Below are 12,450 nucleotides of genomic sequence, written 5' to 3' on the forward strand. Positions count from 1 at the left end.
CCCGTCACTTCTGCAAGAACCATCGTGATCGCCGCAGTCAGCGTGGTCTTACCGTGGTCTACGTGACCAATCGTACCGATGTTGACGTGAGGCTTGTTGCGCTCAAACTTTGCCTTGGACATGTCCTACTCCTAAGAATTCTGTCGTCTTGCGTCTAAATTAACCAGCTACCTGAGCGATGATCTTGTCGCTCTCGGCACGTGGCACTTCTTCATAGTGGTCGAAAATCATCGTGAACTGCGCACGGCCCTGAGACATGCCACGCAGGTTACCGACATAACCAAACATGTTGGCCAGCGGAACAAAGGCATTAATAGCCGTTACATTGCCACGAGGTTCAGAACCCTGAATCTGACCGCGACGGGAGTTCAGGTCACCAATGATGTCGCCCATATAGTCCTCAGGCGTGATGACTTCAACCTTCATCACTGGCTCCATCAGACGCGGTGCACCTTGTGATTTCAGCTCACGGAAAGCCGCACGACCCGCGATTTCGAACGCAAGAACGCTCGAGTCAACATCGTGGTACGCGCCGTCGATCAGAGTCGCTTTCAGGTCGCTAACCGGGTAGCCAGCGATCAGACCATTGGTCATTGCGCTTGCCAGGCCTTTTTCAACGCCTGGGATGTACTCTTTCGGTACAGAACCACCGACGATCTTAGATTCGAAGACGAAACCTGTACCTGCTTCACCTGGCTCGAACTGGATCTTGACGCGAGCAAACTGACCCGAACCACCAGACTGTTTCTTGTGGGTGTAGTCGACTTCTGCTGGCTTGGAGATCGCCTCGCGGTAAGCAACCTGTGGCGCACCAATGTTCGCTTCAACCTTGAACTCACGCTTCAGACGGTCAACCAGAACGTCAAGGTGAAGCTCGCCCATGCCTTTCATGATCGTCTGACCAGACTCGATGTCTGTTTCGACGCGGAAAGATGGATCTTCAGCTGCGAGACGTTGCAGACCAACAGACATTTTTTCCTGGTCGGCTTTAGATTTCGGCTCAACCGCAATCTCGATAACCGGATCTGGGAAGTTCATCGTCTCCAGAACAACTGGACCAGACTTGTCGCAGAGCGTGTCACCCGTCGTCGTGTCTTTGAGGCCTGCGAGAGCGATAATGTCGCCAGCAAACGCTTCTTCAATCTCTTCACGGTTGTTGGAGTGCATCATCATCATACGACCGATGCGCTCGTTCTTACCTTTGGTGGAGTTCAGCATAGAACCACCTTTGGTCAGTGTACCGGAATAGATACGAACGAACGTCAGAGAACCAACGAATGGGTCGTTCATGATCTTGAATGCCAGACCAGCAAATGGCTGCTCATCGTCAGCAGAACGAGCAATGTTACGAACCTCTTCTTCGTCGCCTGGTTTGAAGCCCATGTAAGCAGGGACATCAAGTGGGCTTGGAAGATAGTCGATCACAGCGTTCAGCATTGGCTGAACACCTTTGTTCTTGAATGCAGAGCCGCAAAGAACAGGAACGAAGGACATAGACAGCGTACCCTTACGGATCAGCTTACGGAGCGTTTCGATGGTTGGCTCTTCGCCTTCCAGATACGCTTCCATTGCTTCTTCGTCTTGCTCCACAGCAATCTCAACGAGTTCGCTGCGCATTTCTTCGGCTTTGTCTTTCAGACTGTCACGGATGTCCTGGACAACCCAGCTCGCGCCAAGGTCCGAACCTTCCCAAACCCACTCTTTCATGGTCAGGAGATCGACGAGGCCTTCGAGCTCTGTCTCAGCACCGATCGGGAACTGAACTGGCAGAGGAGTCGCACCTGTGCGCTCTTTGATCATCTTCACGCAGTTGAAGAAGTCAGCACCCAGCTTGTCCATTTTGTTGACGTAGACGATCCGCGGAACTTTGTAGCGGTCAGCCTGACGCCAGACAGTTTCTGTCTGAGGCTCAACACCCGCGTTCGCGTCGAGAACGCAAACCGCGCCATCGAGGACCGCCAGAGAGCGCTCTACTTCAATCGTGAAGTCAACGTGTCCTGGAGTGTCAATAATGTTGAAGCGGTGCTTCGGTGTTTGTGGCGTCTCACCGTCTTCTGTACGTTCCCAGAAAGTCGTGGTCGCAGCAGACGTGATCGTGATGCCACGTTCTTGTTCCTGCTCCATCCAGTCCATGGTGGCCGCGCCATCATGAACCTCACCGATTTTGTGAGATTTACCTGTGTAGAACAGGATACGCTCGGTTGTGGTCGTTTTACCGGCGTCAATGTGCGCCATGATACCGAAATTACGGTAGCGTTCGAGCGGATAGTCGCGAGCCATGAGAAAGCCTCAGATGTTCAGATTTTAAAGAGATTACCAGCGATAGTGCGAGAATGCGCGGTTGGCTTCAGCCATGCGGTGCGTGTCTTCACGCTTCTTCACAGCGTTACCACGACCGTTAGAGGCATCAAGCAACTCACCTGCGAGACGCTCACGCATGGTGTTTTCGTTACGAGCGCGAGCCGCACCAACGAGCCAGCGAATGGCCAGCGCTTGACGGCGCTCCGGACGCACTTCGACAGGAACCTGATACGTCGCACCACCAACACGACGGGAACGCACTTCCACAGCCGGAGAAACGTTGTCCAGGGCATCATGGAAGAGCTCAACTGGTTCGCGTTTCGCACGGGCTTCCACGATATCCAGAGCACCATAAACGATGCGCTCAGCAGTCGATTTCTTACCATCGACCATGATCTGGTTCATGAATTTAGAGAGTACGATGTCCCCGAATTTTGGATCGGGAAGCACTTCACGTTTTTCAGCGCGGTGACGACGAGACATGTTTTATATCCTATTTCGGGCGTTTCACGCCATAATGAGAACGGCGTTGCTTACGGTCTTTAACGCCCTGTGTATCAAGCACACCACGGAGCACGTGGTAGCGAACACCCGGAAGGTCGCGAACACGACCGCCACGAATCAGAACAACAGAGTGTTCCTGAAGGTTGTGGCCTTCGCCCGGAATGTAACAGATAGATTCGTAACCAGACGTCAGGCGAACCTTAGCAACCTTACGCAAAGCAGAGTTCGGCTTTTTAGGCGTCGTCGTGTAAACACGCGTACAAACGCCGCGACGTTGCGGGCACGCCTTGAGGGCGGGAACTTTATTGCGCTTCGGACGAGGCGCCCGAGGCTTGCGGATCAGCTGATTAATCGTCGGCATAGACCTAGTCTTCTATCCTTTTTGCTGGGTACCAAACACCCACTTCCATATCCAAAACCGAGGGGACGTCTTCCATCTCCTCGGGCATTTCCTGATTGGGGAGGCGTTGGCCCCGTAAATCTTCCGGGCGGTGGCGCGGAAATCGACCGCGGCAACCTGCACTTGGAGCGGCGCTAATAGTCCTTGATTGGACCAAGGTCAACCCTTTCGATAGGTTTGACACACATACACGCCGTACAAACTTAACGACCTTCCCATAAAAGAAAGCGGCCACTTCCGGAAACCAGAATGGCCGCTTTTAATTCAGACGAAACTGTCTGGCAAGCGGCGGACTATTCCGCCGCCTCTGGTGATGGCAGCGCAGGAGTTGCAGCAGCTGCTGCAGCTTTCTCACGCTGTGCCTTGAGCTTCACATCGCGATCGTTCGCCAGGCGACGGTAGCGACGCAGTTGGCCACCTGTACCGGCTGGGATCAGACGACCGACAATAACGTTCTCTTTCAGACCTTCCAGCGTATCCACCTTACCCTGAATAGAGGCTTCGGTGAGAACGCGTGTCGTTTCCTGGAACGACGCAGCCGAGATGAACGAACGTGTTTGCAGAGATGCCTTCGTGATACCGAGAAGCACTGGCGTCCCCACAGCTTCACGACGGTTTGCCTTGCGAGCAGCCGAGTTGGCATCTTCGAAATCCATCAGTTCAACGGTCTCGCCCTTGAGCAGAGACGTTTCACCGCCATCCGTGATCTCGATTTTCTGTAGCATCTGACGCACGATCACTTCAATGTGCTTGTCGTTAATCGGAACGCCCTGCAGACGATACACTTTCTGGATCTCATCAACGAGATAGTCAGCCAGCGCTTCCACACCAAGAACCGTCAGGATGTCCTGCGGAGCCGGGTTACCATCCATCAGATAGTCGCCACGACGGATCGAATCGCCTTCCTGGATCGACAGGTGTTTGCCCTTCGGAATGAGGTATTCGATTGGCTCGATGCTCTCATCTTCGGGAACGATGCGAATACGACGCTTGTTCTTGTAGTCGCGGCCGAATTCAACGCGGCCATCAATCTCTGCGATGATCGCGTGATCTTTCGGACGACGTGCTTCGAACAGTTCCGCAACACGTGGCAGACCACCGGTGATGTCCTTGGTTTTCGCACCACCTGTCATGATACGAGCAAGCGTATCACCTGGGCCGATCTTGTCGCCGTCATTGACGGACAGGATCGCACCAGAAGACAGAAGATAGCGAGCAGGCATACCGTTTGGCAGCGTCATTGGATCGCCATTGTCGTCGACAACGACAATGGCTGGACGCAGGTCTGCATTCTTCGCAGTTGAACGCCAGTCAACCATCATCCGGGATGAAATTCCGGTCGCTTCGTCCGTTTCTTCACGGGACGTCAGGCCATCAATCACGTCTTCGAGACGGATTGAACCGGCAACTTCCGTAATGATCGGCTGCGCAAACGGGTCCCAGTCAGCGAGCTTGTCGCCGCGTTTGACCATCTGGCCTTCCTTGATGAAGAGCTGCGTACCGTAGCCCGCCTTGAACGTCTGACGGACTCGGCCGTCTTCGTCCACTGTATCGACTTCCATGTGACGGCCAACAACGATCTGACGACCATCGGCACGCTCAACAACGTTACCTTCGCGGAAGACAACCTTACCGTCATATGCTGCTTCAACACCGGATTGGTCAGCAACCTGCGCCGCACCACCAATGTGGAACGTACGCATGGTCAGCTGTGTACCCGGCTCACCAATTGACTGAGCGGCGATAACACCAACCGCTTCACCGATATTGACGCGCTCACCACGCGCCAGATCACGACCATAGCAGGATGCACAGCAACCGTTACGAGTTTCGCAGGTCAGAACAGAGCGTACCAGAACCTTGTCGATACCAGACTGATCAACTTTCTTCGAAAGCGCTTCATCCAGATATGTGTTGGCTGGAACAACCAGTTCACCTGAGCCTGGCGCCATGACGTCTTCCGCCGTTGTCCGGCCCAGAATGCGGTCTTCGAGAGACACGATCACTTCCGCACCGTCCATGACAGCACGCAGAGTGATGCCCTTATCCGTACCGCAATCATCTTCGGTGATGATGCTGTCCTGAGCAACGTCAACCAGACGACGCGTCAGATAACCGGAGTTCGCAGTTTTCAGAGCCGTATCGGCCAGACCCTTACGAGCACCGTGGGTAGAGTTAAAGTACTCAAGGACGGTCAGACCTTCCTTGAAGTTCGAGACAATCGGCGTCTCGATGATCTCACCCGATGGCTTGGCCATCAGACCACGCATACCAGCCAGCTGCTTCATCTGGTTCTTGGAACCACGGGCACCGGAGTGCGCCATCATGAAGACCGAGTTGGTTTCGGTTTCGCGACCTGTCTCCGGATCGATATGTGTCTCACCAGCAACGTCCATCATGGCGTCAGCCACTTTGTCCGTACAGGTCGACCAGGCATCGACAACCTTGTTGTACTTCTCACCACGCGTGATGAGACCGTCAGCATATTGACGCTCGTATTCAGCAGCCTGTGTACGCGTCGCCTCAACGAGTTTGTGCTTCGCGTCCGGGATAACCATGTCGTCTTTACCGAACGAAATGCCAGCTTTCGCAGCTTCACGGAAACCAAGGCTCATGATCTGGTCACAGAAGATAACCGTCGCCTTCTGACCGCAGTTACGGTAGACATAGTCGATCATTCGACCAATGGCTTTCTTAACCATCAGTTCGTTGACGGCGTCCGGTGTCATGCCAGGAACTTTCGGCAGACAGTCAGCAATCATGTAGCGACCAGGTGTCGTGTCAAAGACCTGACGGATGGTTGAACCATCTTCCTGAACCGCATCGAATGCCACTTTCACCTTTGCGTGAAGCGTCACTTCCTTGTTATGAAGCGCATGCTCGATTTCGCCCATGTCGGCAAAACACATGCCCTCACCCGGCTCTTTGTCTTTCGCGAGCGAAAGATAATAGAGACCAAGGACCATGTCCTGAGACGGAACGATAATCGGGCGACCATTTGCTGGTGACAGAATGTTGTTGGTCGACATCATCAGGACGCGAGCTTCGAGCTGCGCTTCCAGAGATAGCGGAACGTGAACAGCCATCTGGTCACCGTCGAAGTCAGCGTTGAAGGCTGTACAAACGAGTGGGTGCAGCTGGATCGCCTTGCCTTCGATCAGACGTGGTTCGAACGCCTGAATACCGAGACGGTGAAGCGTTGGCGCACGGTTCAGCATAATTGGGTGTTCGCGGATAACCTCTTCGAGGATATCCCAGACCTCCGGCTTCTCTTTCTCGACCAGCTTCTTCGCCGCTTTGACCGTACCTGCCAGACCTTTCGCGTCGAGACGCGCATAGATAAATGGCTTGAACAGCTCGAGCGCCATCTTCTTCGGCAGACCACACTGGTGGAGCTTCAGAGTTGGACCAGTCACGATGACCGAACGACCAGAATAGTCGACGCGTTTACCGAGAAGGTTCTGACGGAAACGACCCTGCTTACCTTTCAGCATGTCTGAAAGCGATTTCAGAGGACGCTTGTTCGTACCCGTGATGACACGACCGCGACGACCATTGTCGAACAGCGCATCAACCGATTCCTGAAGCATACGCTTCTCGTTACGGATAATGATATCCGGCGCACGAAGCTCCATCAGGCGCTTCAGACGGTTGTTACGGTTGATCACACGGCGATAAAGGTCGTTCAGGTCAGACGTCGCAAAACGACCGCCATCGAGTGGAACCAGCGGACGAAGATCCGGAGGAATAACCGGCACAACGGTCATGATCATCCACTCAGGACGGCAACCGGAATGCAGGAAGGATTCCATAACCTTCAGGCGCTTGGCAATCTTCTTAGGCTTCAGCTCACCTGTTGCTTCTGCGAGATCGTCGCGAAGCTGGTTGGTTGTCGCTTCAAGGTCGATGTCCTTAAGCAATTCGAAAACCGCTTCCGCACCAATCATTGCCGTGAATGCGTCTTCACCATACTCGTCACACGCGTCCATATACTCTTCTTCGGAAAGAAGCTGTTTTGGCTCAAACGGTGTCAGAGACGGCTCAGTGACGACGTAGCTTTCGAAGTAGAGCACGCGCTCCACATCTTTCAGCGTCATATCGAGCATGAGCGCAATACGGGATGGAAGTGATTTCAGGAACCAGATGTGCGCGACCGGCGCAGCAAGCTCAATGTGTCCCATACGCTCACGGCGAACGCGAGCAAGTGTCACTTCAACGCCGCATTTCTCACATGTGATGCCGCGGTATTTGATGCGCTTATATTTACCACAAAGGCACTCATAGTCCTTTGTCGGGCCGAAGATGCGCGCACAGAACAGACCGTCGCGTTCTGGTTTGAACGTACGATAGTTGATGGTCTCCGGCTTCTTGATCTCGCCATGTGACCAGGACCGGATCTTCTCCGGGCTGGCAATGGTGATCTTGATGGCCTCAAAACTTGGGGCCGGAGTATTAGGATTGAACAGGTTGGTGACTTCCTGGCTCATATATGCCGCTCCCTGGCGGTTGATTGGGCGCCGGCATTAGAACCGGACGCCCAGAAAAGATGAATACTCGGTTGGAGGAACACTCTATTCGTCGTCTTCGTCTTCCGTTTCGATCAACTCGATATTGAGACCAAGTGAACGCATCTCTTTGATGAGGACGTTGAAGCTTTCCGGAATACCGGCTTCGAAGTTGTCTTCACCACGTACGATCGACTCATAAACCTTCGCACGACCTGCGGTATCGTCCGACTTGACGGTGAGCATTTCCTGCAAGGTGTATGCTGCGCCGTAAGCTTCCAATGCCCAGACCTCCATCTCACCGAAGCGCTGACCACCGAACTGAGCTTTACCGCCCAGAGGCTGTTGCGTGACGAGCGAGTAAGGACCAGTCGAACGCGCGTGGATTTTCTCGTCCACGAGGTGGTGCAGTTTCAGAAGGTATTTGTAACCGACTGTCACCGGACGTGCAAACGCCTCACCGGTACGACCATCATAGAGCGTAACCTGACCGGAAGAATCCAGACCGGCACGTTCCAGCATTTCAACGATATCGTCCTGGTTGGCACCATCAAATACCGGTGTACCAATCGGCACGCCTTTCGTCAGGTTGCCAGCCAGCTCCACAATCGCATCATCTTCTGACGGCAGTGTGACATCGTCACCATATGCCTTCTGAAGCGTCTCACGCAGCTTACCGATATCCAGATTACGCTTATAGACCTCAAGACTGTTCTCAATCAGGCGGCCAAGACCAGCACATGCCCAACCAAGGTGTGTCTCAAGAATCTGACCGACGTTCATACGTGATGGAACGCCGAGCGGGTTCAGAACAATGTCCACGGGTGTGCCGTCTTCTGTAAATGGCATGTCTTCCAGTGGATTGATCTTGGAGATGACACCCTTGTTACCGTGACGACCAGCCATCTTGTCACCCGGCTGAAGCTTACGCTTCACCGCGAGGAAGACTTTGACGACTTTCATCACGCCAGGAGGCAGATCATCGCCGCGCTGGATCTTCTCAACCTTGTCGTTGAAGCGAGCTTCCAGTGCACGAATTGAATCGTCGAACGCTGCTTTCAGATTGTCGACTTCAGCTTGAGCAGACTCGTCCTCGAGCTGGATCTGCCACCACTGTGAACGTGGAATAGATTCCAGCTGATCAAGGCTGATGTCGCCTTTCTTGAAGCCTTTCGGGCCAGCAATCGCGCTTTTGCCGATCAGCAGGTCCACAAGGCGAGAGAAGGTGTTGCGCTCAAGGATTGATTGCTCGTCCTGACGGTCTTCCTGAAGAAGCTCGATCTGCTCGCGTTCAATCTGAATGGCACGTTGGTCCTTGTCGACGCCGTGACGGTTAAAGATACGGACTTCCACGACCGTACCTGCATCGCCAGGCGGCACACGCAGAGACGTATCACGTACGTCAGAGGCTTTCTCACCAAAGATCGCACGGAGAAGCTTCTCTTCCGGCGTCATTGGGCTCTCACCTTTCGGTGTCACCTTACCGACGAGAATGTCACCAGCTTTAACCTCGGCACCGACAGCAACGATACCCGCTTCGTCGAGGTTACGCAGAGCTTCCTCACCGACGTTCGGAATATCACGCGTGATTTCTTCCGGACCCAGCTTCGTATCACGAGCTGAAATCTCGAATTCCTCGATGTGGATCGACGTGAAGACGTCATCGCGAACGATACGTTCTGAGATGAGGATGGAGTCCTCATAGTTGTAACCGTTCCACGGCATGAACGCCACGCGAACGTTTCGGCCGAGTGCGAGCTCACCGAGGTCCGTAGATGGACCGTCAGCGATGATGTCGCCCTTCACTACCGTGTCGCCAACTTTTACGATTGGGCGCTGGTTGATGCAGGAATTCTGATTGGAACGACGGAACTTCACGAGGCGGTAAATATCGACACCCGAACGGGCCGCATCGATGTCTTCCGTCGCACGAATGACGATACGCTCGGCGTCTACCTGCTCGACAACACCCGAGCGGCGGGCAACCAGTGCAGCACGTGAATCACGCGCAACCACGGCTTCCATGCCTGTACCAACGAGTGGCGCATCTGTTTGAACCAGAGGCACCGCCTGACGTTGCATGTTCGATCCCATGAGCGCGCGGTTCGCGTCATCGTTCTCGAGGAACGGAATGAGCGAGGCAGCAACGGAAACGACCTGCTTCGGAGAAACGTCGATATAGTCGACCTCTTCACGCGGAACGAGCATGGCGTCACGTGCCGAACCGACACGCGCGTTGACGAACTCGTTCATCAGCATGCCATTTTCATCGATCTGCGCGTTCGCCTGAGCGATTGAGTATCGCTGCTCTTCCATAGCGGAAAGATAGCGAACCTCATCAGTCAGCTGACCGTTCTCAACCTTACGGTATGGGCTTTCGATAAAGCCATACTTGTTGATACGAGCGTGGGTTGCCAGAGAGTTGATCAGACCAATGTTTGGTCCCTCCGGTGTCTCAATCGGACACATACGACCATAGTGTGTCGGGTGAACGTCGCGAACCTCAAAGCCCGCACGCTCACGCGTCAGACCACCCGGGCCGAGCGCAGAGAGACGACGCTTGTGCGTAATCTCGGACAGCGGGTTTGTCTGGTCCATGAACTGAGACAGCTGAGACGAACCAAAGAATTCGCGGATCGCAGCCACAACAGGCTTCGCGTTGATCAGGTCATGCGGCATCACTGTGTCGATATCAACAGAGGACATACGTTCCTTGATCGCACGTTCCATGCGAACCAGACCAACGCGGTACTGGTTTTCCATCAGCTCGCCAACGGAACGCACACGGCGGTTACCAAGGTTGTCGATGTCATCAACGTCACCACGACCATCTTTCAGGTCGAGGATGGTTTTCATGACCGCCACAATGTCTTCCTGACGCAGCACGCGCATATCGTCTGGGCAGTCCAGGTCGAGGCGCATGTTCATCTTCACGCGACCAACCGCAGAGAGGTCGTAGCGCTCAGAGTCAAAGAACAGTTGATTGAACAGTGTTTCCGCTGCTTCCTGAGTCGGCGGCTCACCAGGACGCATGACGCGATAAATATCAGACAGAGCTTCAAAGCGAGTCTGGTTTTTATCTGCAGACAGCGTGTTCCGCAGCCAAGGGCCGCGCGCGCCATTGTCAACGTCAAGCAGCTCGAGCTCATCAACACCCGCATCACGCAGTTCTGCGACGATCTCTTCCGTCAGTTCCTCGCCAGCCTCGACATAGATCTCACCGGTTTCTGGATTGACGATGTCGTAAGCTACGAAACGGCCTTCGAGCGATGTGCTTGGTACCAGAATGTCTTCCAGACCGCCTTCACCGAGTTTTCGCGCTTTGACGGCCGAAATCTTCTTACCAGCAGCCACAAGTGCTTCACCGGTGTTTGCATCGACCAGGTCGAAGTCCGGCTTCACACCGCGCCAGCGATCAGGATTGTACGCTGTCGTCCAACCGGATTTGTGGAGGCGATAGACAGAGTAAGTGTAGAAGGTGTGGAGAATGTCCTCACCGCCCATGCCCAGCGCCATCAACATAGTTGTTGCAGGCAGCTTACGCTTACGGTCGATACGGACGTTCAGAATGTCTTTGGCGTCGAATTCAAAATCGAGCCACGAGCCGCGGTATGGAATGACGCGCGCAGCAAACAGCAGCTTGCCAGACGCGTGCGTCTTACCTTTGTCGTGGTCGAAGAAAACACCTGGAGAGCGGTGCATCTGAGAAACGATCACGCGCTCAGTACCGTTCACAATGAAGGTACCCTTTTCCGTCATCAGCGGAATGTCACCGAGATAGACGTCTTGCTCTTTAATATCGCGAACTGATTTTGCCTGAGTTTCCTCATCGACATCAAAAACGATGAGGCGAAGCTTCACTTTCAGCGGCGCGGCGAATGTGAGATCGCGCTGCTGGCATTCCTCTACATCGAACTTAGGCGGCTCATACTCGAAGGATACGTATTCAAGGACAGATCGTTCAGCAAAATCCTTGATTGGAAATACCGACTTGAATACCGCACCGAGACCTTCGTCCGGATGACGCTCTTCGAGCGGTCCCATTTGAAGAAATGTCTCGTAGGATGCGCGCTGAACCTCGATGAGGTTCGGCATGTCGACAACTGCCGGAAGGCGTCCAAAGGATTTGCGAATTCGCTTTTTTTCGGTGAGGGACAGTGCCATCTTCGTTCCTGATCCAGGGCCGCTAAGCGGCGTTCGCTAGAAGCGCGGTCGCGGCGGACTCCTGAAGAGAGCCCGCCGCGTGACACAAACAAGTGGGTGCTCCGCGCAGAAAACACCCACATAAGGAATGCCCGAAGGCACCAGCGTTACTTGATTTCCACTTTCGCGCCAGCTTCTTCGAACTTTTTCTTGATGTCTTCGGCTTCTTCTTTCGTAGCGCCTTCTTTGATTGGCTTAGGAGCTGCTTCAACGAGCTCTTTAGCTTCTTTCAGGCCCAAGCCGGAAACAACTTCACGGACAACTTTAATGACGTTGATTTTCTTCGCACCAGCGTCGGTGAGAATGACGTCAAATTCAGTTTTCTCTTCTGCAGCAGCGCCACCAGCGTCACCACCAGCTGGCATAGCAGCCATAGCGACAGGAGCAGCAGCAGAAACGCCCCATTTTTCTTCGAGAAGCGTAGCCAGTTCAGCAGCTTCAAGAACGGTCAGAGAGGAAAGGTCCTCAACGATTTGCTCAAGTTTAGACATTTTGTATTCCTTACGAATTTAGATCTCAGTCTGGATCGTTGCCAGA

Annotated in this window: 7 protein-coding genes; all 7 read right to left on the minus strand. The window is 53.9% G+C overall.

The genetic code is table 11. From position 1 onward, the window contains the following. Positions 1–122, minus strand: a 122-nt coding sequence (locus tag ACFQDM_RS11820; protein ID WP_377377500.1) for a GTP-binding protein, incomplete at its 3' end; no start/stop codon positions are given. Between the two features lie 37 nt (positions 123–159). Continuing rightward, on the minus strand, positions 160–2,280 hold the full coding sequence (gene fusA / locus ACFQDM_RS11825; RefSeq protein ID WP_377379300.1) for an elongation factor G: 2,121 nt from the start codon (positions 2,278–2,280) through the stop codon (positions 160–162). Between the two features lie 33 nt (positions 2,281–2,313). After that, positions 2,314–2,784, minus strand: coding sequence for a 30S ribosomal protein S7 (gene rpsG / locus ACFQDM_RS11830; RefSeq protein ID WP_377379302.1), 471 nt, complete (start codon positions 2,782–2,784; stop codon positions 2,314–2,316). A gap of 10 nt (positions 2,785–2,794) precedes the next feature. Next, positions 2,795–3,166, minus strand: a complete 372-nt coding sequence (gene rpsL / locus ACFQDM_RS11835; protein WP_293613394.1) for a 30S ribosomal protein S12 — start codon at positions 3,164–3,166, stop codon at positions 2,795–2,797. A 332-nt stretch (positions 3,167–3,498) separates the two neighbouring features. Beyond that, entirely contained in the window at positions 3,499–7,692 is a 4,194-nt protein-coding gene (gene rpoC / locus ACFQDM_RS11840; protein ID WP_377379304.1) for a DNA-directed RNA polymerase subunit beta', read from the minus strand. A gap of 84 nt (positions 7,693–7,776) precedes the next feature. Further along, entirely contained in the window at positions 7,777–11,874 is a 4,098-nt protein-coding gene (gene rpoB / locus ACFQDM_RS11845) for a DNA-directed RNA polymerase subunit beta (protein ID WP_377379306.1), read from the minus strand. A 146-nt stretch (positions 11,875–12,020) separates the two neighbouring features. Further along, positions 12,021–12,404, minus strand: a complete 384-nt coding sequence (gene rplL / locus ACFQDM_RS11850; protein ID WP_377379308.1) for a 50S ribosomal protein L7/L12 — start codon at positions 12,402–12,404, stop codon at positions 12,021–12,023. Between the last annotated feature and the right edge of the window lie 46 nt (positions 12,405–12,450).

This window comes from Ponticaulis profundi, assembly GCF_042659465.1.
Classification (GTDB): Bacteria; Pseudomonadota; Alphaproteobacteria; order Caulobacterales; family Hyphomonadaceae; genus Ponticaulis; species Ponticaulis profundi.

Coding starts and splice junctions, on each gene's coding strand:
- rpsL (WP_293613394.1), bottom strand. CDS start 3,166: ATGCCGACGATTAATCAGCTGATCCGCAAGCCTCGGGCGCCTCGTCCG.
- rpsG (WP_377379302.1), bottom strand. CDS start 2,784: ATGTCTCGTCGTCACCGCGCTGAAAAACGTGAAGTGCTTCCCGATCCA.
- rpoB (WP_377379306.1), bottom strand. CDS start 11,874: ATGGCACTGTCCCTCACCGAAAAAAAGCGAATTCGCAAATCCTTTGGA.
- rpoC (WP_377379304.1), bottom strand. CDS start 7,692: ATGAGCCAGGAAGTCACCAACCTGTTCAATCCTAATACTCCGGCCCCA.
- rplL (WP_377379308.1), bottom strand. CDS start 12,404: ATGTCTAAACTTGAGCAAATCGTTGAGGACCTTTCCTCTCTGACCGTT.
- fusA (WP_377379300.1), bottom strand. CDS start 2,280: ATGGCTCGCGACTATCCGCTCGAACGCTACCGTAATTTCGGTATCATG.